The following is a 22,215-nucleotide window of genomic DNA, read 5'->3' on the forward strand; positions in this document are numbered from 1 at the left end:
CGGGGCGCCCGGTGGATCGCGTACCGCGTGGGGCGAAAGTCCCGAAAGGGGTGGTCCCGGGTCCTGTCGGTCCCCCTCCGTAGACTGGGTCCGTGAGTGAGCCCCGCGACGAGTTCGACCAGTTCGACGACATCGTCGACGCCGAGACCGACCGTGACCCCGACCTGGCGGTGATCGAGGCCGGCAGCCGCACGCTGCGCGCGCAGGCCGGCCCGCCCCAGGGCGACCCCGTGCCCGCCCGGCCCTCCGATCCGGAGGTCGACAAGGCGCTGCGCGAGGTCGAGACAGAGCTCGCCTCCCGCTGGGGCGAGACCAAGCTGGAGCCGTCGGTGCGGCGGATCGCCGCCCTGATGGACGTGCTCGGCGAGCCGCAGCGCGCCTACCCCTCGATCCACATCACGGGCACGAACGGCAAGACGTCCACGGCCCGGATGATCGAGTCCCTGCTCACCGCCTTCGACCTGCGCACCGGGCGGTACACCTCGCCGCATGTGCAGACGATCACCGAGCGGATCAGCCTGGACGGCGCCCCGATCTCCGCGGAGCGGTTCATCGAGACGTACCAGGACATCAAGCCGTACGTGGAGCTGGTGGACGCCCGCGAGGAGTTCCGGCTCTCCTTCTTCGAGGTCATGACGGGGATGGCGTACGCCGCCTTCGCCGACGCCCCCGTGGACGTGGCCGTCGTCGAGGTCGGCATGGGCGGGACCTGGGACGCCACCAACGTCATCGACGCCTCGGTCGCCGTCGTCACCCCGATCGACCTCGACCACACCGACCGCCTCGGCGAGACACCCGGCGCCATCGCGGGCGAGAAGTCCGGGATCATCAAGCAGGGCGCGACGGTCGTCCTGGCGCAGCAGCCGGTGGACGCGGCGCAGGTCATGCTCAAGAAGGCCGTCGAGGTGGACGCCACGGTGGCCCGCGAGGGCATGGAGTTCGGTGTCGTGGAGCGGGAGGTCGCCGTCGGCGGCCAGCTGCTGACCCTGCGCGGCCTCGGCGGCGTCTACGACGACGTCTTCCTGCCGCTCCACGGTGCGCACCAGGCGCACAACGCGGCCGTCGCCCTCGCGGCGGTCGAGGCGTTCTTCGGCATCGGCGCCGACCACGCCCGCACGCTGGACATCGACACGGTCCGCCGGGCCTTCGCCGCGGCGTCCTCGCCGGGCCGGCTGGAGGTCGTGCGCAACTCCCCGACGGTCCTCCTGGACGCCGCCCACAACCCGGCGGGCGCCCGGGCCACGGCGGAGGGCGTCAGTGAGTCCTTCGGCTTCTCGCGGCTCATCGGTGTGGTCTCCACCAGCTCGGACAAGGACGCCAGGGGGCTCCTGGAGGCGTTCGAGCCGATCTTCGCGGAGGTCGTCGTCACGGCGAACTCCAGCCCGCGCGCCACGGACGTGGACGCGCTGGCCGCGATCGCGGTCGAGGTCTTCGGGGACGACCGGGTGGTCGTCGAGCCGCGCCTGGACGACGCCATCGAGGCGGCGATCACGCTCGCCGAGGAAGAGGGCGAGTACGCCGGCGCGGGTGTGCTGGTGACCGGTTCGATCTTCACGGTCGGGGACGCCCGGCTGCTCCTCGGAAGGCGCTGAATCCGATGCGTACGCTCTGTGCCTCGACGCTGATCGGCGAGTTCTTCGTGATCGGGTTCGCCGGGCTCGTCGCGATGAAGGACGACAGCCTCTCCCTGACCACGGTCTGGACGGTCTGCGGTGTCGCGATGCTGCTGTCGGTGCTGCTGTGCGGGCTGATCACCCGCCCGGGCGGCCTCCAGCTCGGCTGGGCGCTGCAGATCGCCCTGATCGCCAGCGGCTTCGTGGTGCCGGTGATGTTCTTCCTCGGCGCGACCTTCGCCGTGCTCTGGTGGGCCTCCCTCCACTACGGCCGGAAGATCGACGAGGCCAAGGCGCGCTGGGCCGCACAGGCGCAGGCGCGGGCGGCGGAAGCGGAGGCCGGTCAGCCCGGCTGACCGCCCCCGGGACCGCGGCGATCCGGGCTCGGCGCCCGGGTCTCCGTAGGGCCTGACGCTGCGTAATCGACGGCCGTGGGGGCCCTGTAGCCTCTGAGGTCCGCACACCGCATTCGTAAGGAGTCTCCACCGTGAGCCAGCGCACGCTCGTCCTGCTCAAGCCCGACGCCGTCCGCCGTGGGCTGATCGGCGAGATCATCGGCCGTATCGAGCGGAAGGCCGGCTGGACCATCACCGCCCTCGAACTGCGCGAGCTGAGCGAGGACACGCTGGAGCAGCACTACGGCGAGCACAAGGGCAAGCCCTTCTACGAGCCGCTGATGGGCTTCATGCAGTCCGGCCCCGTCGTCGCCATGGTCGTCGAGGGCGAGCGGGTCATCGAGGGCCTGCGGACCCTGGCCGGCCCGACCGACCCGATCGCCGCGGCCCCCGGCTCCATTCGGGGGGACTTCGGGACCATCGTCCGGGAGAACCTGATTCACGCCTCGGACTCCGAGGAGTCCGCCATTCGGGAAATGAAGATTTTCTTCCCCGGGGCGTGACCCGAGGCTGACCGCGTGTCAGCCATCCACCGCAACGACCTGGGGCGACCGATGGAATTTCGGTCGCCCCCGGGCATATGAACGACGCAACCGGGAACGCATCGCTGCGTCCTACCGTCACCTATACAGAGGTGGACCACCGCGCGGTATCCGTGCGGGCGGCACTACGATGGCAAAATCCACGCCGCACCACCGCACTCACCACCTCGCCGACCTGAGAAGCCGTCAAGCTCCAATTGGGAAGGCCCGACGCATCCTCATGGGAAACAAGGGGAACTCTATGTCGTTCATCGGCCGTGACATGGCTGTCGACCTCGGGACCGCCAACACGCTGGTGTACGTCAGGGGTCGAGGGATCGTTCTGAACGAGCCGTCCGTCGTCGCGATCAACACCAACACCGGCGGGATCCTCGCGGTCGGTGCCGAGGCGAAGAAGATGATCGGCCGGACGCCCGGCAACATCGTCGCCGTCCGGCCGCTGAAGGACGGCGTGATCGCCGACTTCGAGATCACCGAGCGGATGCTCCGCTACTTCATCCTCAAGATCCACAAGCGCCGCTATCTGGCCCGCCCCCGGGTCGTCGTGTGCGTTCCCTCCGGCATCACCGGAGTCGAGCGCCGCGCCGTCATCGAGGCATCGACCCAGGCCGGCGCCCGACAGGTGCACATCATCGAGGAGCCGATGGCCGCCGCCATCGGCGCGGGCCTCCCCGTGCACGAGGCGACCGGCAACATGGTCGTCGACATCGGCGGCGGCACGACCGAGGTCGCCGTGATCTCGCTCGGAGGAATCGTCACGGCACAGTCCATCCGGGTGGCCGGCGACGAGCTCGACAACGCGATCATCCAGCACATCAAGAAGGAGTACTCGCTCCTCCTCGGTGAGCGCACCGCCGAGCAGATCAAGATCACCATCGGTTCGGCGTACGACCTCGACAAGGACGAGCACACCGAGATCCGCGGCCGCGACCTCGTCTCCGGTCTGCCCAAGACCGTGGTCATCTCCGCCGCGGAGGTCCGCAAGGCGATCGAGGAGCCCGTCAACGCGATCGTCGACGCCGTGAAGACCACGCTCGACAAGTGTCCGCCGGAACTCTCCGGTGACGTGATGGACCGCGGCATCGTTCTCACGGGTGGCGGTGCGTTGCTGCGCGGCCTGGACGAGCGGCTGCGCCGCGAGACCGGGATGCCCATCCACATCGCCGAGGACCCGCTGGACTCGGTGGCCCTCGGCTCGGGCAAGTGCGTGGAGGAGTTCGAGGCGCTCCAGCAGGTCCTGGACGCCCAGCCCCGCCGGTAGGGGACCAAGGGACATCCGCTGTACGGGTGGCGACACCGCCACCCGTACAGCGGATCGTCGACACCACGGCTCACACCGCTCGGAACAACCGAACCAAGAGGAAAGGCACGGCCGCCGCACGTGAGGGACACACGAGAGAGCCGGCTGCTCCTGGTGCTGCTGATCGCCATCGCGTTCGCACTGATCACGGTGGACATCCGCGGCGGCGAGGAGTCACCGGTCGACGGCGCCCGGCAGGCCGCGGCCGCGGTCTTCGGACCGGTCGAGAACGGCGTCGCGGCCGCCGTCGACCCGATCGGCAACGCCATAGGAGCCGTACGCGACTCCGGCGAGCGGCACACCCGGATCGCCGCCCTGGAGCGCGAGAACGCCGCCCTCAAGGCCAAGCTCGGCAGCGACGACCGCAACCGCAGCCGCCTCCGCGAGCTCGACACCATGCTGAAGACGGCCGGTGCCGGGCAGTACGGCATCAAGGCCGCCGAGGTCGTCGCCATAGGAGCGGCCCAGGGCTTCTCCTGGACCGTCACCATCGACGCCGGCGCCGACGACGGCATCAGGCGCGACATGACCGTGCTCAACGGCTCCGGTCTCGTCGGCCGCGTCACCACGGTCGGCCCCTCCACCTCGACCGTGCTGCTCGCCAACGACCCCGACTTCACCGTGGGTACGCGCATGGAGAAGACGGACGAACTCGGCTTCGCCACCGGCCAGGGCGACCGCCCGCTGCTCGTACAGCTCCTCAACGGCAAGGCCAAGGTCAAGCCGGGGGACCGGCTCGTCACCTTCGGCTCGCAGGCCAACCGGCCCTTCGTGCCCGGCGTCCCGGTCGGCGAGGTCGTCCGCGTCGACCCGGCGGGCGGCGGCCTCACCCGCAACGTCTACGTCCGCCCGTACGTCGGCTTCACCAAGCTCGACATCGTGGGCATCGTCGTCCAGGCGCCGCGCACCGACCCGCGCGACATGGTCCTGCCGCCCAAGCCCAAGCCCGCGCCGACCGTCACCGTCACGGTCACCCCACCCGCACCCCAGGGTGAACAGGCGGGACAGCAGCCCGGGCAGCAGACGCAGGACGGACAGCAGCCGGGACAGCAGCCGGACGGTCAGCAGCCGGAACAGCAGGCGAGCCGGCCGCCGGTGCCGCCGGAACCGCAGGACGACGGACAGAACCAGCTGCAGGGGGACTGACACCATGAAGTTCAACCGCATCCTGCTCTCCACGGCGCTCGTCGTGGTCGCCCTCGTCATCCAGGTCTCCGTCCTCGCCCGCCTCCAGCTCCCCGGCGCCGTACCGGACCTCGTCCTGCTGACCGTCGTCGCTCTCGCCCTCGTGTACGGGCCCGTCAGCGGCTGCCTCGTCGGCTTCGGGGCCGGCCTGATCGCCGACCTCGCCCCGCCCGCCGACCACGCCGCCGGCCGCTACGCCCTGGTGCTCTGCCTCATCGGCTACCTCGCCGGACTCGCCCGCCCCGAGAACGGCCGGCTCAAGTCCGCCAGCGGCCCGATGGCCGTCGTCGTCGCCGCCGCGATCGGCACCACCCTGCTGTACGCGGGGGTCGGCGCGCTCGTCGGGGACACCGCCGCCCGCCATGTCGGCCTGGGCTCCCTGCTCTTCACCGCGGTCGTCTACGACCTGCTCCTCGCGCCCTTCACCGTGCCGCTGATCATGGCGCTGGCCCGGCGTGTGGACAACGACCCGCTCGCCGAGACCACCGGAGGCACCGACGTCGCCTCCGGCTGGCTCGCCTCCGGCACCGGCCTGCGGATCGGATCCCAGCGCGGCGGACTGCTCGTCAAGGCGGCCCGCACCAGAGCCTCACGCGCCGGACGCATCAAGGGAGTCAAGCGACTGTGACCGAGGGGGCACCGGCAGTATGAGCAACATCCCGGAGACCGGGCGGACTCCCAGGGTCCAGATCCGGCTCGTCATCATCCAGGTCCTCGTCTTCTCCCTCCTCCTCACCCTCGGTGGACGCCTCTGGTACCTCCAGGTCCGCAACGGCAAGGAGTACACCGACGAGGCGAGGAGCAACCACGTCCAGCGGGTCGTCCAGCCCGCCGTCCGCGGCTCCATCCTCGACGCCCGCGGTGTCCCGCTCGCCGACAACGAGACCCGCCTCGTCGTCTCCGCGTCCCGCACCGCCCTGATGAAGATGAAGGACGACGGCAAGGGCGTCCTCACCCGCCTCGCCGGCGTCCTGGGCATGAAGCCCAAGGACGTCATGGACAAGGTCCGGCTCTGCGACTCCGAGACCCCGCAGCCCTGCTGGAACGGCTCGCCCTACCAGCCGATCCCGGTCACCGACGAGGCCACCCCGCAGCAGGCCCTCCAGATCCGCGAGCGCGCCGAGGACTTCCCCGGCATCACCGCCGAACCCACCGCCGTACGCCGCTACCCGGCGCCCGCCAAGGCCCGCACCGCGCAGGTGCTCGGCTACCTCTCGCCGGTCACCGACGAGGAGATCGAGAAGGCCAAGGACACCGACTCGCCGCATCTGCGCTCCGACCAGGTCGGCCGCTCGGGCCTGGAACGTACGTACGACAAGCAGTTGCGCGGCAAGGCGGGTGTCACCTCGTACGAGGTCGACAAGCTCGGCCGGGTCATGGGCCAGACGCAGTCCGACCCGGGTGTGCCCGGCTCCCACGTCGTCACCAGCATCGACGCCCGGGTCCAGTCGGTCGCCGAGTACGAGCTCCACGCGGCGATGAAGGCCGTCCGGCAGGAGACCGACAAGATCACCGGCCGCCCGTACGAGGCCGACGCGGGCGCCGTCGTCGTCATGGAGTCCAAGACCGGCCGGGTCGTCGCGATGGCCTCCCAGCCCGACTACGACCCCAACGCCTGGATCGGCGGCATCTCCGCCAAGGACTACACCCGGCTCACCGACAAGAACTCCAACTATCCGCTGCTCAACCGGGCCATCCAGGGCCAGGCACCGGCCGGCTCCGTCTTCAAGGTGGTGTCCGCGAGCGCCGCCGTGCGCGCCGGCTACCCCTTCAACGACCGCTACAACTGCAGCAGCTCGTACAGCATGGGCAACCGCAGCTTCGCGAACTTCGAGTCCAAGGGCCACGGCCCCATCACCCTCGGGGACGCACTCAAGTTCTCCTGCAACACCGTCTTCTACCGCCTCGGCCACCAGGAGTGGCAGCGTGACGGCGGAATAAAGCCGAAGAAGGACGCCAACGACTGGTTCTACCGGACCGCCCGTGACTACGGCTTCGGCTCCGAGACCGGTATCGACCTGCCGAACGAGGTCACCGGCCGCATCCCGGACCGCCAGTGGAAGCAGAGCTTCTGGGAGGCCAACAAGGACTCCTGGTGCAAGCAGGGCAAGAAGGGCGGCAGCTACGTCGAGCAGATCGCGTACGAGAGCTGCCTCGAAGGCAACCAGCTGAAGGCGTTCGACAGCATCAACTTCGCCATCGGCCAGGGTGACGTCCTCATCACCCCCGTCCAGCTGGCCACCGCCTACGCCGCCATCAGCAACGGCGGCACCCTCTACAACCCCACCATCGGCAAGGCCGTCATCAGCCCCGACGGCAAGAGGATCATCGAGATCAAGCCCAAGGCGCACGGCCGGCTGCCGGTCGACGCCCAGACCATCAGCGACCTCGACAAGGGCCTGCGCTCCGTCGTCGAGCCCGGCGGCACCGCCGCCTGGCGGTTCGGCGGCTGGCCGCAGGACAAGATCCCGATGCGGGCCAAGACCGGCACCGCCCAGGTCTACGGCAAGCAGACCACCTCGTGGTTCGCGACCTACACCGACGACTACACCATCGTCATGACGATCTCCCAGGGTGGCACCGGCTCCGGCGCCTCCGGCCCCGCCGTGCGCAACATCTACGACGCCCTCTACGGCCTCGACGACGAGGGCAACCAGGACCTCAAGCGCGCCCTGCTGCCCAAGCCGCAGCAGACGCTGCCGAAGATCCAGCCCGACGGTTCCATCGACGCGCCCGAGGTCAAGCCGTACGACCCCAAGTCGCAGCTGGTCGACCCGAACAAGAAGAGGGAAGGCGGGCAGGAGCCACTCGCGGGGCCGCCTCCCGTCTGGAGGGACTGACCCGATGACCGCAGCCCACGGCTTCTCCGTCTCCCGGTACGCCCCCGAGCGCGGGCCGCTCGCCAGACTCACCGCCCGCGACTCGGTGCTGCGCCGGCTCGACTGGCCGATCCTGCTCTCCAGCCTCGCCCTGTCCCTGCTCGGCGCGCTGCTCGTCTGGTCCGCCACCCGGAACCGCACCGAGCTCAACCAGGGCGACCCGGAGTACTTCCTCTGGCGGCACCTGCTCAACACCGGCATCGGCCTGGTCCTCATGCTCGGCACGGTCTGGCTCGGCCACCGCGCCCTGCGCGGCGCGGTGCCGGTGCTCTACGGCATCTCCCTCCTGCTGATCCTCGCCGTCCTCACCCCGCTCGGCGCGACCATCAACGGCGCGCACGCGTGGATCGTCATCGGTGGCGGCTTCTCCCTCCAGCCCAGCGAGTTCGTCAAGATCACGATCATCCTGATCATGGCGGTGCTGCTGGCGGCCAAGGTCGACGCCGGCGACCAGATCCACCCCGACCACGGCACCGTCGCCAAGGCGCTCGTCCTGGCCGCGCTCCCGATGGGCATCGTCATGCTGATGCCCGACCTCGGCTCGGTGATGGTCATGGTGGTGATCGTGCTCGGGGTGCTCCTCGCCTCCGGCGCCTCCAACCGCTGGGTCTTCGGCCTCATCGCCGCCGGAGTCACCGGCGCCCTCCTCGTCGCCGCGCTCGGCGTCCTCGACGAGTACCAGATCAACCGCTTCGCCGCCTTCGCCAACCCCGAACTCGACCCGGCGGGCGTCGGCTACAACACCAACCAGGCCCGCATCGCGATCGGCTCCGGCGGCCTGTACGGCGCGGGACTCTTCAACGGCCACCAGACCAGCGGCCAGTTCGTGCCCGAACAGCAGACCGACTTCATCTTCACCGTCGCGGGCGAGGAGCTCGGCTTCCTCGGCGCCGGACTGATCCTCGCGCTGCTCGGCCTCATCCTCTGGCGGGCCTGCCGGATCGCCCGCGAGACCACGGAGCTGTACGGCACGATCGTCGCCGCCGGCATCATCGCCTGGTTCGCCTTCCAGTCCTTCGAGAACATCGGCATGACGCTCGGCATCATGCCGGTCGCGGGACTCCCGCTGCCGTTCGTCTCCTACGGCGGCTCGTCGATGTTCGCGGTCTGGGTGGCGATCGGACTGCTCCAGTCCATCAGGGTCCAGCGGCCGATGACGGCATGACGGCATGGACCGGCGCTCCGCGGGCAATGAGATTCGAATGATGGCGGAGACGAAGCGCGAGATCGAGCGGAAGTACGAAGCCACCGACGAGACGACCCTGCCGGACCTCACCAAGGCCCCCGGCGTGGCCGCCGTCCTCGACCGGGGCGTCGCCGAACTGGACGCCGTCTACTACGACACCGCCGACCTGCGCCTGGCCGCCGACTCGCTCACCCTGCGCCGCCGCACCGGCGGCCAGGACGCCGGCTGGCACCTCAAGTTCCCGGTCGCCGCCGGGATCCGCGACGAGGTCAGGGCGCCGCTGGCCGACACCCTCCCGGCGCCCCTGGCGGAACTCCTGCGCTCCCACACCCTGGACGAGGACGTCGTCCCCGTCGTACGCCTCCTCTCCTCCCGGGACGTCCGCCACCTCGTGGACGGCGAGGGCACCCTGCTGGCCGAGGTGTCGGTCGACACGGTCCTCGCGGAGCGGCTGGACAACGACCCGGGGGCGACCGCCTCCTGGAAGGAGATCGAGGTCGAGCTGGCGGACGGCACCGACCCCGGCCTCCTCGACGCGGTCGAGAAGCGCCTGAAGAAGGCCGGCGTACGGCCCTCCGCCTCACCGTCCAAGCTGGCCAGGGCCCTGGCCGAGACGGCACCCGAGCCCGGCCCGGTCCGGCCGGAGCCCCTGGACGGGACCACCGCGGGCGCCGGCGTCCTCGCGTACGTACGGGAGCAGATCGAGACCATCGTCCGGTTCGACCCCGCCGTCCGCCGCGACCTGCCCGGCTCCGTCCACAAGATGCGCGTCGCCACCCGACGGCTCCGCAGCGCCTTCAAGACGTACCGCGGGATCCTCGACCGGACCGTCACCGACCCCATCGGCGACGAGCTCAAGTGGCTCGCGGGAGAGCTCGGCGTCGCCCGCGACCAGGAGGTCCTCGCCGCCCGCCTGAGCCGCCGGATCGACGACCTCCCCGACACCCTGCTCCTCGGCCCCGTCCGCGCCCGCCTGCAGGTCTGGGACGCCTCGCGGCGCACCGACGCCCGGCGCACGGTCCTCGCCGCCCTGGACTCCGACCGCCATCTGGTGCTCCTGAAGACCCTCGACCGGCTCCTCGCCGACCCGCCGCTGCGCAAGGCCGCCCACCGGGCCGCGCCGCCGGTCGTCGCCAAGGCCGTCCTGAAGGACTACGACCGCCTCGCCGGCCGCGTCGACCGGGCCCTCACCTTCCCTCCGGGGCCCGAGCGCGACCGCGCCATGCACGAGGCCCGCAAGGCCGCCAAGCGGGCCCGCTATGCCGCCGAGGCCGCCGTCCCCGCGCTCGGCAAGCCCGCCAAGCGCTTCGCCCGGCACCTCAAGGCCGTCCAGTCGGTCCTCGGCGACCACCAGGACAGCGTCGTCGCCCGCGAGACCCTGCGCACCCTCGGCATCCAGGCCCACGCGGCGGGGGAGTCCGCCTTCACCTGGGGACTCCTGCACGGCCGCGAGGAAGCGGAAGGGGCGGCCCGGGAACGCGCCTTCCCCGACGCCTGGGAGCGGGCCTCCGCGCCGAAGAAGAGGGCGGCACTCACCCGCTGAGCACCGGGTACGCTTGAGAGTCGCCCCCTGCCAGCTCACGAAGGTTCGAGATGTCTGCTGCCGAGTCTGTCTTCCCGCAGCTCGAAGCCCTGCTCCCGCACGTGCAGAAGCCGATCCAGTACGTCGGTGGAGAGCTGAACTCCACGGTCAAGCCGTGGGAGTCCGCCGACGTGCGCTGGGCGCTGATGTACCCCGACGCGTACGAGGTCGGTCTGCCCAACCAGGGCGTCATGATCCTCTACGAGGTGCTGAACGAGCGGGAGGGCGTCCTCGCCGAGCGCACCTACAGCGTCTGGCCGGACCTCGAAGAGCTGATGCGCGAGCACGGCGTCCCGCAGTTCACCGTGGACAGCCACCGCCCCGTCGGCGCCTTCGACGTCTTCGGCCTGAGCTTCTCCACCGAGCTCGGCTACACCAACATGCTCACCGCCCTCGACCTCGCGGGCATCCCGCTGGAGTCGAAGGACCGCACCGTCGACCACCCGATCGTGCTCGCCGGCGGCCACGCCGCCTTCAACCCCGAGCCGATCGCGGACTTCATCGACGCGGCGATCATCGGCGACGGCGAGCAGGCCGTCCTCGACATGACCGAGATCATCCGCGGCTGGAAGGCCGAGGGCCGCCCCGGCGGCCGCGAGGAGGTCCTCCTCCGGCTGGCGAAGACCGGCTCGGTCTACATCCCGGGCTTCTACGACGTCGAGTACCTCCCCGACGGCCGTATCGCCCGCGTCGTCCCCAACCGCTCCGGCGTTCCGTGGCGCGTGTCCAAGCACACCGTCATGGACCTCGACGAGTGGCCCTACCCCAAGCAGCCGCTGGTCCCGCTCGCCGAGACCGTCCACGAGCGGATGTCCGTCGAGATCTTCCGCGGCTGCACCCGCGGCTGCCGTTTCTGCCAGGCCGGCATGATCACGCGCCCCGTGCGGGAGCGAAGCATCACCGGCATCGGCGAGATGGTCGAGAAGGGTCTCAAGGCGACCGGCTTCGAGGAGGTCGGCCTCCTCTCGCTGTCCTCCGCGGACCACAGCGAGATCGGTGACATCGCCAAGGGGCTCGCCGACCGGTACGAGGAGGACAAGATCGGTCTGTCCCTCCCCTCGACCCGCGTGGACGCCTTCAACGTCGACCTCGCCAACGAGCTGACCAGGAACGGGCGCCGCTCCGGTCTCACGTTCGCCCCCGAGGGCGGCTCCGAGCGCATGCGCAAGGTCATCAACAAGATGGTCTCGGAGGAGGACCTGATCCGGACCGTCTCCACGGCGTACGGCAACGGCTGGCGCCAGGTGAAGCTGTACTTCATGTGCGGCCTGCCGACCGAGACGGACGAGGACGTCCTCCAGATCGGCGACATGGCGGTCAAGGTCATCGCCGAGGGCCGTAAGGTCTCCGGGCAGAACGACATCCGCTGCACGGTCTCCATCGGCGGCTTCGTGCCCAAGCCGCACACGCCGTTCCAGTGGGCGCCGCAGCTCTCCGCCGAGGAGACCGACGCGCGCCTGGAGAAGCTCCGGGACAAGATCCGCGGCGACAAGAAGTACGGCCGCTCGATCGGCTTCCGCTACCACGACGGCAAGCCCGGCATCGTCGAGGGCCTCCTCTCGCGCGGCGACCGCCGCGTCGGCGCGGTCATCCGCGCGGTGTACGAGGACGGCGGCCGCTTCGACGGCTGGCGCGAGCACTTCAGCTACGACCGCTGGATGGCGTGCGCCGAGAAGACCCTGCCGTCCATGGGCGTCGACGTCGACTGGTACACCACGCGCGAGCGCACGTACGAGGAGGTCCTGCCCTGGGACCACCTGGACTCCGGTCTCGACAAGGACTGGCTCTGGGAGGACTGGCAGGACGCGCTGGACGAGACCGAGGTCGAGGACTGCCGCTGGACGCCGTGCTTCGACTGCGGTGTCTGCCCCGCCATGCAGACCGAGATCCAGGTCGGCCCGACGGGCAAGAAGCTGCTGCCGCTGACGGTCGTCAAGTAGCGCCTTCTCCGTCACACTCCGACGACGGCCCGGCCGAGGGGAAACCTTCGGCCGGGCCGTCGCGTCATGTCCTGCATGAGCATGGAGAAGTCGCGGCCGCCCCGGCCCGAGGGCTGCCTCACGGCGTTCATCAGGGTCCCGGTCCGGATCGTGGTGCTGGTGGTCGTCGTGCCGGTCCGGATGGTCTGGGACGTCCTGGTCGTCTGCGGCCGGTTCGCCGAGCGGGTGCTGCTGCGGCCGCTGGCGCGATGGCTCGGCCGGCTCGGCCGACAGGTGGCCGCCCCTCTGGTCTGGCTGGGCAGGAACGTTCTGGCGCCGCTCTTCCGAGGACTGGCCGTCGCCGCCGGATGGCTGGGCCGGGCCGTGTTCGTGTGGCCGTGGGTCGGGCTCTGGCGCTATCTGCTGGTACCGGCCGTCCGCTACGGGATCGTCGTCCCCGCCCTCTGGGCGTACCGGTGGATCCTCACCCCGATCGGCCGCACGCTCACCCTCCTGGCCGACGCCTTGTGGCGGTACGGCGTCCTGCCGGTGGTCCGCTACGCCTTCGCGCTCCCCGCCCTCTGGCTGTACGGCACCGTCCTCGCGCCCCTCGGGCGCGGACTCGCCCGGGTGCTCGCCGGCCTCGGGCGCGGACTCGCCTGGCTGTTCACCGGGCTCGGGCGTGGTCTGGCCTGGGTGGGCCGGGCTGTTTTCGTGTGGCCGTGGGTGGCGCTCTGGCGGTACGTCGTCGTGCCGGTCGTCCATTACGGGGTGGTGGCACCGGCCCGCTGGCTGTGGCGGCGGGTGATCGTTCCCGTCTGCCGGGAGATCGGTGACGCCTTCCAGGTCTGCTGGCGGATCGCCGGTTTCGTCTCCCGGGCCGTCGGGCGGGCGCTCAGGTGGGTGGCCTGGCAGCTGGTCGGCCGGCCCGCCGTCTGGATCTACCGAAGCGTGTGCGTCCCCGTCGGCCACTGGGTCCGCGACCAGGTCTGGGCCCCGGCCCGGAAGGCCGCCCTCGAAGCGGGGCGCGCCGCCCGCGCCGCCCTCGCCTCCGCCCGCGCCACCGTGCGACAGGCCAGGCGGGACGCCTGGCACGCCCTGGTCGGCGGAGCCCGCCCGACCGAGCCTGGGGAACCGGTGGCGGCCTCTACGCGTACTCTGGGTAGTACAACAACCGCCTCCGGCGTGGCGCCCGCACCCGAGATCTCCCCGTTCCGGCGGGGGTGAGCCGGTCGGGACCCCCAGGGGCCACCCGCATTTCGTGGGCGGTGCGCCACCCGCGCCCGCCCCGCACCGAGGAGAAGAACCACTGGGCAAGCGACAGCCCGAAGGCCCGCCGCCCGCACCGGCGGTGCAGCGCATCCGACTGCGCTACACCAAGCGCGGCCGCCTCCGGTTCACCAGCCACCGTGACTTCCAGCGCGCGTTCGAGCGGGCGCTGCGCCGAGCCGAGGTGCCCATGGCGTACTCGGCCGGCTTCACCCCGCACCCCAAGGTGTCGTACGCCAACGCCGCCCCTACGGGTACGGGATCCGAGGCCGAGTACCTGGAGATCGCCCTCACCGAGGCGCGGGATCCGGAGACCCTGCGGGTCCTGCTCGACGAGTCGCTCCCGGCAGGCCTCGACATCACCGATGCCGTCGAGGCCCGGACCTCCGGGCTCGCCGACCGGCTCACCGCCTCCGTGTGGGAGCTGCGGCTCGACGGCGTCACCGTCGAGGACGCGCGGAAGGCCGTCGAAACCTTCCTCGCGGCCGAGACCGTGGAAGTGCGGCGCAAGACCAAGAACGGCATCCGCACCTTCGACGCCCGTTCCGCCGTCGCCGACCTCGTCGCCGACCGTCCACAGGCACGATCCGAAGCTGATAGGCCGCTGGACAATGCCTGTGCGATACTGCGGCTGGTTGTTCGGCACGTGACACCTGCCGTACGACCCGACGACGTCCTGTCCGGTCTCCGAGCTGTGGCCGACCTGGCGCCGCCGGTCCCCGCTGCGGTGACCAGGCTGGCGCAGGGGCTCTTCGACGAGGAGTCCGGCACGGTGACCGACCCGCTCGCGCCCGACCGCGAGGCGATCACGGCCGCTCCACCCACGGCCGCCGCGACCGCCTCAGCGACGGCGCCGGGTGCCGGTACCGCGTAGGGAGCGGTCGTTGTAGCGCAGCCCTGGCACTCGGGAGCCACCTGGGTCGGGCAGCGCACTGACCAGAAGACTTTCGCCAGGCCGTATGCACAGGGCGTACGGAACCGGCGAGCCAGACATCAGCTCCCGTGCGGCGCCCGCGCCCCGGACGGCGGTACCGCGCATCGCGCGCGATCGTGCCGCCGGACCGGAACAAGGCGCGGCGCCCGGGAGCGTGACGGGAGAACCCCGCATGCTCGAGCAGCACGAAGAAGACACAGAGAACAACAACGCTCCTGGTGACAGGCTGCCGCCCCGCCGCAGGCGCCGCGCGGCCTCCCGCCCGGCCGGACCCCCGGTCGCCGCAGACACCGCCGCCGAGGTCGTCGTGGAGACGCCCGTCGCCGAAGCGCCCGTAGAGGCCGCTCCGGCGGAGGAGTCGGCCGCGCCCGCGCCGCGTACTCGTCGTCGTGCGACCCGTAAGGCCACGTCGCCGGAGGCTCCGGCCGAGCAGGCTGCGGAGGCCCCGGCCGCGGAGGCGCCTGTAGAGGCTGCCCCCGCCGAGGCCGCTCCGGCGGAGGAGTCGGCCGCGCCCGCGCCGCGTACTCGTCGTCGTGCGACCCGTAAGGCCACGTCGCCGGAGGCTCCGGCCGAGCAGGCTGCGGAGGCCCCGGCCGTGGAGACGCCCGTGGAGGCGGCCCCCGCCGAGGAGTCGGCCGCGCCCGCGCCGCGTACTCGTCGTCGTGCGACCCGTAAGGCCACGTCGCCGGAGGCCCCGGCCGAGCAGGCTGCGGAGGCCCCGGCCGCGGAGGCGCCCGTGGAGGCGGCCCCCGCCGAGGCCGCTCCGGCGGAGGAGCCGGCCGCGCCCGCGCCGCGTACCCGTCGTCGTGCCACCCGCAAGGCCACCTCGCCCGAGGCCGCTCCGGCCGGTGAGAGCCTGCCGGAGGAGACCGTCGCGCAGATCACCGCCGACGAGAGCGAGCCCGAGGTCGCCGCCGCCGAGAAGGCCGCCACCCGCGGCCGTACCCGCCGCCGCGCCACCTCGCCGCAGTTCACCTCCGAGCCGACCGTCGCCCCCACGGCCCCGGCCGCCGAGGAGCCGCCGCGCCGCCGCCGCGCCACGCGCCCCGCCGTCGCCGTCTTCCAGGCCCCGGTCTTCACCGAGCCCATGTTCCAGACCCCGGAGACCGCGGCCGCCGCCGCTGCCGCCGAGGTCCAGGAGCCGGACGAGGAAGAGGAGACCGTCGAGACGGTCGAGGCCGTCCGGCCCGCAGAGCAGGCCGAGCCCACCGGCCGCCGTCGCCGTCGCCGTCGTGGCGAGGCCGCCGAGCCCGTCGCCGTCGAGCCCGTCCCGGCCACCGTGGCCGACGAGCCCGAGGTCGAGGCGGAGGAGCCCGAGGCCGTGGAGGCCGAGGAGTCCGACGAGTACGAGGACCGGCCGTCCCGCCGACGCCGCCGTGGCGGCCGTCGCCGTCGCCGCGGTGAGCTCACCGAGGCGGAGGAGGCCGAGGACGAGGAGTCCGAGGAGGCCGAGAAGCCGGGAGTCGCCCACGCCGAGGACGAGGAGTCCGAGGAGGAGGGCGAGGAGTCCGACGAGTACGAGGGCGGCACCCCGTCCGCCGCCGGCACCAGCAGCTCCCGGCGCCGCCGTCGCCGTCGCCGCCGCAGCGGTGACGCCTCCGCCGACACCGACACCGAGGCCGGCGAGGAGGAGGGCGTCCGTACGGTCGTCAAGGTCCGCGAGCCGCGCCCCGCCCGCGAGAAGGCCGAGCCGTCCGACGAGGTGCAGTCCATCAAGGGCTCCACGCGTCTGGAGGCGAAGAAGCAGCGTCGTCGCGAGGGCCGCGAGCAGGGCCGTCGCCGTGTGCCGATCATCACCGAGGCCGAGTTCCTGGCGCGCCGCGAGGCCGTCGAGCGCGTGATGGTCGTCCGCCAGAACGGCGAGCGCACCCAGATCGGCGTCCTGGAAGACAACGTGCTCGTCGAGCACTACGTCAACAAGGAGCAGGCCACCTCGTACGTCGGCAACGTCTACCTGGGCAAGGTCCAGAACGTCCTGCCGTCGATGGAGGCCGCCTTCGTCGACATCGGCAAGGGCCGCAACGCCGTCCTGTACGCCGGTGAGGTCAACTTCGAGGCGCTCGGCATGGCCAACGGGCCGCGCCGCATCGAGACCGCCCTCAAGTCCGGCCAGTCCGTCCTCGTCCAGGTGACGAAGGACCCGATCGGCCACAAGGGCGCGCGCCTCACCAGCCAGGTCTCCCTGCCGGGCCGCTACCTCGTGTACGTCCCCGAGGGCTCGATGACCGGCATCAGCCGCAAGCTCCCGGACACCGAGCGCGCCCGTCTGAAGACCATCCTCAAGAAGATCGTCCCCGAGGACGCGGGCGTCATCGTGCGCACCGCCGCCGAGGGCGCGAGCGAGGACGAGCTGCGCCGTGACGTCGAGCGTCTGCAGGCGCAGTGGGAGGAGATCCAGAAGAAGGCGAAGAGCGGCAACGCGCCGACCCTTCTCTACGGCGAGCCGGACATGACCGTCCGCGTCGTCCGCGACATCTTCAACGAGGACTTCTCGAAGGTCATCGTCAGCGGCGACGACGCCTGGGAGACCATCCACGGATACGTCTCCCATGTCGCGCCGGACCTGTCCGACCGCCTGTCCAGGTGGACGAGCGAGGTCGACGTCTTCGCGACGTACCGGATCGACGAGCAGCTGATGAAGGCGCTGGACCGCAAGGTCTGGCTGCCGAGCGGTGGCTCGCTGGTGATCGACAAGACCGAGGCGATGATCGTCGTCGACGTCAACACCGGCAAGTTCACCGGTCAGGGCGGCAACCTCGAAGAGACCGTCACGAGGAACAACCTCGAGGCGGCCGAGGAGATCGTGCGCCAGCTGCGCCTGCGCGACCTCGGCGGCATCGTCGTCATCGACTTCATCGACATGGTCCTGGAGTCCAACCGCGACCTGGTGCTGCGCCGCCTCCTGGAGTGCCTGGGCCGGGACCGGACCAAGCACCAGGTGGCGGAGGTCACCTCGCTGGGCCTGGTCCAGATGACCCGCAAGCGGGTCGGCCAGGGCCTCCTGGAGTCGTTCTCCGAGACCTGCGTCCACTGCAACGGCCGCGGCGTGATCGTGCACATGGAGCAGCCGACCGCGCCGGGTGGCGGCGGTGGCGGCAAGCGCGCGAAGAAGCGTGGCCGCGGCGGCGTCGAGCACGAGCACGTCGAGGACGCCGTGGCGGTGGAGACCGAGGAAGAGGCCGGCGAGACCGAGGCCGAGCTGGCCGCGGAGGTCGCCGCTCCGGTCGCCGTGGAGGAGCCCTTCCGCCCGGACGAGGAGCTCTACAGCAGCGCCGCCGAGGCCGAGGCCGCCGCGACGCGCGGACGTGGTCGTCGCCGGGCGACCCGCAAGGTCTCCGCGCCCGCCGGCCCGGCGGTCGTCGAGCCGCAGCCCGTCGTGGAGCCCGAGCCGGTCGTCGAGGCCGCGCCGGAGCCCGTCGCCGCGCCCGAGCCCGTCGTGGAGCCGGAGCCGGCGCCGGTCGTCGAGGAGGCCCCCGTGGCCGCCCCGCCGAGGGCCCGCCGCCGTGCCACCCGCAAGGCCACGGCCCCGGCCGGTTCCCCGGCCCCGGCGCCCGTCGTCGAGCCCGAGCCGGTCGTGGTGACCGCGCCCGAGCCGGTCGCCGCGCCCGAGCCCGTCGCGGAGCCGGAGCCGGCGCCGGTCGTCGAGGAGGCCCCCGTGGCCGCCCCGCCGAAGGCCCGCCGCCGTGTGGTCCGCAAGGTCACCGCTCCCGCCGGATCCCCGGCCGGTGCCGAGGAGGCCGCCGTCGTGGTGGTCGAGACCCCGGTCGCCGCCGAGCCCGCGAGCGAGGTGTCCGAGGAGGCGTCCGAGGCCGAGGCAGCCGCCCCGGCCAAGAAGACGGCGCGCAAGACGGCCAAGAAGGCCACCGCCAAGAAGGCCGCCACGAAGAAGACGGCGGCCGCCAAGAAGACGGCGGCGAAGAAGACGACGACCGCCAAGAAGGCTGCCAAGAAGACCGCGGCCCCCGCGCAGGACTGACGGGGCCCCGACGCAGCCGGCCCGTGTGGGCCGTCCTCGCCCGAGGACGGCCCACACGGCTTTGACACGAGATTCGGAAAACAGGAACCAGCCCGATGAACAACATCCCCACCACGCGTGTCCGCAAGGCGGTCATCCCCGCCGCCGGCCTGGGCACGAGGTTCTTGCCGGCGACGAAGGCCACTCCCAAGGAGATGCTGCCCGTCGTCGACAAGCCCGCCATCCAGTACGTGGTGGAGGAGGCGGTGTCGGCGGGTCTGTCGGACGTCCTCATGGTGACCGGGCGCAACAAGCGCCCCCTTGAGGACCACTTCGACCGGAACCACGAGCTGGAGTCCGCGCTCACCCGCAAGGGCGACGAGGAGCGGCTGGCGAAGGTGCAGGAGTCGAGCGAGCTCGCCACCATGCACTACGTCCGGCAGGGCGACCCCCGCGGCCTCGGGCACGCGGTGCTCTGCGCCGCCCCGCACGTCGGCGACGAGCCGTTCGCCGTCCTCCTGGGCGACGACCTGATCGACCCGCGCGACCCGCTGCTCGCCCGGATGCTGGAGGTCCTGACGCAGCGCGGCGGCAGCGTCATCGCCCTGATGGAGGTGGACCCGGCGCAGATCCATCTGTACGGGTGCGCCGCCGTCGAGCCGACCGAGGACGCCGACGTCGTACGGATCACCGGCCTGGTGGAGAAGCCGGACCCGGCCGAGGCGCCGAGCAGCTACGCCGTGATCGGCCGCTATGTCCTCGACCCGGCCGTCTTCGGCGTGCTGCGCGAGACCGAGCCGGGCCGGGGCGGGGAGATCCAGCTCACCGACGCCCTGGAGACGCTGGCGCGGGACGAGGCCGTGGGCGGCCCGGTGCACGGTGTCGTCTTCAAGGGGCGGCGCTACGACACGGGCGACCGCGGCGACTATCTGCGGGCGATCGTGCGTCTCGCGTGCGAGCGTGAGGACCTGGGCCCCGAGTTCCGCACCTGGCTGCGCGCTTTCGTCGCGGAGACCGCCGAAGCGTGACGGTCACCCGAATTTGACCCCCCGCCGCACCGGCCCGTAACCTTGACCGTCGGCGTGTCGTATGGCACGCCACCCCCCTGAGCACCCTCCTCCCGGTCCGCCGGGAGAGGCCGCTCGTCCACTTCCGGATCACCGCGGGCCCCGGCCCGTGTGAGCGGCTGGCATCAGGGGACCGTTCCCGAGTGAGAGAGAGATCCGCGTGTACGCCATCGTGCGCAGCGGTGGTCGCCAGCACAAGGTTGCTGTCGGCGACATCGTTGAGGTTGACAAGATTTCCACTGCCAAGGTTGGCGACACGGTCGAGCTCTCGACCCTGCTCGTTGTCGACGGCGACGCCGTGACCAGCGACCCGTGGGTCCTGGCCGGTATCAAGGTCACGGCCGAGGTCGTGGACCACCACAAGGGCGCGAAGATCGACATCCTTCGCTACAAGAACAAGACCGGCTACCGCCGTCGCCAGGGCCACCGCCAGCAGTACACGGCGATCAAGGTCACCGGCATCCCCACGGCTGCGAAGTAAGGGACTGAGGAGAGATGGCACACAAGAAGGGCGCATCGTCCACTCGGAACGGTCGCGACTCCAATGCTCAGCGGCTCGGCGTGAAGCGCTTCGGCGGTCAGGTCGTCAGCGCCGGTGAGATCCTGGTCCGCCAGCGTGGCACCCACTTCCACCCGGGCGCGGGCGTCGGCCGTGGCGGCGACGACACGCTGTTCGCGCTCGACGCCGGTGCGGTGCAGTTCGGCACCCACCGTGGCCGCAAGGTCGTGAACATCGTTCCGGTCGCCTGATCGGTTCTTTTGCGGAGGCGGACCTCACTTCCCGTAACGGGAAGCGGGTCCGCCTTTCGCGTGTTACTAGATAGACATTCCGCACGTAAGTAGATGGAGGCACACCCATGACCACCTTCGTGGACCGCGTCGAACTGCATGTCGCCGCGGGTAACGGAGGCCACGGCTGCGCCTCCGTCCACCGGGAGAAGTTCAAGCCGCTCGGCGGCCCGGACGGCGGCAACGGCGGCCGTGGCGGCGATGTGATCCTGGTCGTCGACCAGTCGATCACGACGCTGCTCGAATACCACCACTCCCCGCACCGCAAGGCGACCAACGGTCAGCCCGGCGCCGGCGACCACCGCTCCGGCAAGGACGGCCAGGACCTCGTCCTGACCGTGCCCGACGGCACCGTCGTCCTCGACAAGCAGGGCAACGTGCTGGCCGACCTCGTCGGGCAGGGCACCACCTTCATCGCGGGCCAGGGCGGCCGCGGCGGCCTCGGCAACGCCGCGCTCTCCTCCGCCCGGCGCAAGGCCCCCGGCTTCGCGCTCCTCGGCGAGCCCGGCGAGGCGCGGGACATCGTCCTGGAGCTGAAGACCGTCGCCGACGTGGCGCTGGTGGGCTACCCGAGCGCGGGCAAGTCCTCGCTCATCTCCGTCCTGTCGGCCGCCAAGCCGAAGATCGCGGACTACCCCTTCACCACCCTCGTCCCGAACCTGGGCGTCGTCACCGCCGGCTCGACCGTGTACACGATCGCCGACGTGCCGGGCCTGATCCCGGGCGCCAGCCAGGGCCGCGGCCTGGGCCTGGAGTTCCTGCGCCATGTGGAGCGCTGCTCGGTCCTCGTCCACGTCCTGGACACGGCGACGCTGGAGTCCGAGCGCGACCCGGTCACCGACCTCGACGTGATCGAGGAGGAGCTCAAGCAGTACGGCGGGCTCGACGACCGTCCCCGGATCGTCGTCCTCAACAAGATCGACATCCCGGACGGCCAGGACCTCGCGGACATGATCCGCCCGGACCTGGAGGCGCGCGGCTACAAGGTCTTCGAGGTGTCCGCCGTGGCGCGTACGGGCCTGAAGGAGCTGTCCTTCGCCCTCGCCGAGATCGTGGCGCAGGCGCGCGCGGCCAAGCCGAAGGAGGAGGCGACCCGGATCGTCATCCGCCCGAAGGCGGTCGACGACACGGGCTTCACCGTCACGTACGACGCGGACGAGGAGGTCTACCGCGTGCGCGGCGAGAAGCCGGAGCGCTGGGTCCGCCAGACCGACTTCAACAACGACGAGGCCGTCGGCTACCTCGCCGACCGCCTCAACCGCCTCGGCGTCGAGGACGCCCTGATGAAGGCGGGCGCCCGCGCGGGCGACGGCGTCGCGATCGGCTCCGAGGACAACGCGGTCGTCTTCGACTGGGAGCCCACGATGATGGCCGGCGCCGAGATGCTCGGCCGCCGCGGCGAGGACCACCGCCTCGAAGCCCCGCGCCCGGCGGCGCAGCGCCGCCGCGACCGCGATGCGGAGCGGGACGAGGCACAGCAGGAGTTCGACGAGTTCAACCCGTTCTAGCAGCACCGATGCGATCGGTGCCGTGGACAACGATCAGAAGCGGGTGCGAGGCTGTCGTGCGTTGATCACATCGCGCAACACGACAGAAAGAG

General features: G+C 71.4%; 17 protein-coding genes. All 17 read left to right on the top strand.

What is annotated here, in order from left to right; translation table 11 throughout:
• Positions 1-92: 92 nt before the first annotated feature.
• The 17 genes from ACIRB4_RS06010 (at position 93) to obgE (ending at position 22,123) form a co-directional block, all read left to right on the top strand.
• On the top strand, positions 93-1,592 hold the full coding sequence (locus ACIRB4_RS06010) for a glutamate ligase domain-containing protein (RefSeq protein WP_403288761.1): 1,500 nt from the start codon (positions 93-95) through the stop codon (positions 1,590-1,592).
• Between the two features lie 5 nt (positions 1,593-1,597).
• On the top strand, positions 1,598-1,969 hold the full coding sequence (locus tag ACIRB4_RS06015) for a DUF4233 domain-containing protein (RefSeq protein WP_403288762.1): 372 nt from the start codon (positions 1,598-1,600) through the stop codon (positions 1,967-1,969).
• 131 nt (positions 1,970-2,100) lie between these two features.
• Positions 2,101-2,511, top strand: a complete 411-nt coding sequence (gene ndk / locus ACIRB4_RS06020; protein ID WP_403288763.1) for a nucleoside-diphosphate kinase — start codon at positions 2,101-2,103, stop codon at positions 2,509-2,511.
• A gap of 280 nt (positions 2,512-2,791) precedes the next feature.
• A complete protein-coding gene (locus ACIRB4_RS06025; RefSeq protein ID WP_093876113.1) occupies positions 2,792-3,811 on the top strand; it encodes a rod shape-determining protein in 1,020 nt (339 codons plus the stop codon).
• 120 nt (positions 3,812-3,931) lie between these two features.
• Positions 3,932-4,996, top strand: a complete 1,065-nt coding sequence (mreC, locus tag ACIRB4_RS06030; protein ID WP_403288764.1) for a rod shape-determining protein MreC — start codon at positions 3,932-3,934, stop codon at positions 4,994-4,996.
• A 4-nt stretch (positions 4,997-5,000) separates the two neighbouring features.
• Positions 5,001-5,663, top strand: coding sequence for a rod shape-determining protein MreD (gene mreD / locus ACIRB4_RS06035; RefSeq protein WP_403288765.1), 663 nt, complete (start codon positions 5,001-5,003; stop codon positions 5,661-5,663).
• A 19-nt stretch (positions 5,664-5,682) separates the two neighbouring features.
• Positions 5,683-7,875, top strand: coding sequence for a penicillin-binding protein 2 (mrdA, locus tag ACIRB4_RS06040; RefSeq protein ID WP_403288766.1), 2,193 nt, complete (start codon positions 5,683-5,685; stop codon positions 7,873-7,875).
• Between the two features lie 4 nt (positions 7,876-7,879).
• Positions 7,880-9,079, top strand: coding sequence for a rod shape-determining protein RodA (rodA, locus tag ACIRB4_RS06045; protein WP_403288767.1), 1,200 nt, complete (start codon positions 7,880-7,882; stop codon positions 9,077-9,079).
• Between the two features lie 40 nt (positions 9,080-9,119).
• Entirely contained in the window at positions 9,120-10,643 is a 1,524-nt protein-coding gene (locus ACIRB4_RS06050; RefSeq protein WP_403288768.1) for a CHAD domain-containing protein, read from the top strand.
• Positions 10,644-10,693: 50 nt separating this feature from the next.
• Positions 10,694-12,622, top strand: coding sequence for a TIGR03960 family B12-binding radical SAM protein (locus ACIRB4_RS06055; RefSeq protein ID WP_403288769.1), 1,929 nt, complete (start codon positions 10,694-10,696; stop codon positions 12,620-12,622).
• Positions 12,623-12,697: 75 nt separating this feature from the next.
• A complete protein-coding gene (locus ACIRB4_RS06060; RefSeq protein ID WP_403288771.1) occupies positions 12,698-13,828 on the top strand; it encodes a hypothetical protein in 1,131 nt (376 codons plus the stop codon).
• A gap of 124 nt (positions 13,829-13,952) precedes the next feature.
• On the top strand, positions 13,953-14,744 hold the full coding sequence (locus ACIRB4_RS06065; protein WP_403288772.1) for a TIGR03936 family radical SAM-associated protein: 792 nt from the start codon (positions 13,953-13,955) through the stop codon (positions 14,742-14,744).
• Between the two features lie 85 nt (positions 14,745-14,829).
• Positions 14,830-18,780, top strand: coding sequence for a ribonuclease E/G (locus tag ACIRB4_RS06070; protein ID WP_403288774.1), 3,951 nt, complete (start codon positions 14,830-14,832; stop codon positions 18,778-18,780).
• Positions 18,781-18,875: 95 nt separating this feature from the next.
• Complete coding sequence (gene galU / locus ACIRB4_RS06075; protein WP_403288775.1) at positions 18,876-19,787, top strand: UTP--glucose-1-phosphate uridylyltransferase GalU; 912 nt, start codon at positions 18,876-18,878, stop codon at positions 19,785-19,787.
• A 199-nt stretch (positions 19,788-19,986) separates the two neighbouring features.
• Positions 19,987-20,307: a 50S ribosomal protein L21 gene (rplU, locus tag ACIRB4_RS06080; RefSeq protein WP_114036861.1), complete on the top strand. Its 321-nt coding sequence runs from the start codon at positions 19,987-19,989 to the stop codon at positions 20,305-20,307.
• A gap of 14 nt (positions 20,308-20,321) precedes the next feature.
• Positions 20,322-20,576: a 50S ribosomal protein L27 gene (gene rpmA / locus ACIRB4_RS06085; protein WP_403288776.1), complete on the top strand. Its 255-nt coding sequence runs from the start codon at positions 20,322-20,324 to the stop codon at positions 20,574-20,576.
• A 107-nt stretch (positions 20,577-20,683) separates the two neighbouring features.
• A complete protein-coding gene (gene obgE / locus ACIRB4_RS06090; RefSeq protein ID WP_403288777.1) occupies positions 20,684-22,123 on the top strand; it encodes a GTPase ObgE in 1,440 nt (479 codons plus the stop codon).
• Positions 22,124-22,215: the final 92 nt, after the last annotated feature.

It is taken from the genome of Streptomyces sp. NPDC093600 (assembly GCF_044764755.1).
Taxonomy (GTDB): Bacteria; Actinomycetota; Actinomycetes; order Streptomycetales; family Streptomycetaceae; genus Streptomyces.

What these genes read in the sequence shown, in the direction of transcription:
- ACIRB4_RS06055 (WP_403288769.1), top strand. Translation starts at nt 10,694, where the DNA reads ATGTCTGCTGCCGAGTCTGTCTTCCCGCAGCTCGAAGCCCTGCTCCCG.
- ACIRB4_RS06025 (WP_093876113.1), top strand. Translation starts at nt 2,792, where the DNA reads ATGTCGTTCATCGGCCGTGACATGGCTGTCGACCTCGGGACCGCCAAC.
- rodA (WP_403288767.1), top strand. Translation starts at nt 7,880, where the DNA reads ATGACCGCAGCCCACGGCTTCTCCGTCTCCCGGTACGCCCCCGAGCGC.
- mreD (WP_403288765.1), top strand. Translation starts at nt 5,001, where the DNA reads ATGAAGTTCAACCGCATCCTGCTCTCCACGGCGCTCGTCGTGGTCGCC.
- rpmA (WP_403288776.1), top strand. Translation starts at nt 20,322, where the DNA reads ATGGCACACAAGAAGGGCGCATCGTCCACTCGGAACGGTCGCGACTCC.
- ACIRB4_RS06050 (WP_403288768.1), top strand. Translation starts at nt 9,120, where the DNA reads ATGGCGGAGACGAAGCGCGAGATCGAGCGGAAGTACGAAGCCACCGAC.
- ACIRB4_RS06015 (WP_403288762.1), top strand. Translation starts at nt 1,598, where the DNA reads ATGCGTACGCTCTGTGCCTCGACGCTGATCGGCGAGTTCTTCGTGATC.
- ACIRB4_RS06060 (WP_403288771.1), top strand. Translation starts at nt 12,698, where the DNA reads ATGAGCATGGAGAAGTCGCGGCCGCCCCGGCCCGAGGGCTGCCTCACG.
- mrdA (WP_403288766.1), top strand. Translation starts at nt 5,683, where the DNA reads ATGAGCAACATCCCGGAGACCGGGCGGACTCCCAGGGTCCAGATCCGG.
- ACIRB4_RS06070 (WP_403288774.1), top strand. Translation starts at nt 14,830, where the DNA reads ATGCACAGGGCGTACGGAACCGGCGAGCCAGACATCAGCTCCCGTGCG.
- obgE (WP_403288777.1), top strand. Translation starts at nt 20,684, where the DNA reads ATGACCACCTTCGTGGACCGCGTCGAACTGCATGTCGCCGCGGGTAAC.
- galU (WP_403288775.1), top strand. Translation starts at nt 18,876, where the DNA reads ATGAACAACATCCCCACCACGCGTGTCCGCAAGGCGGTCATCCCCGCC.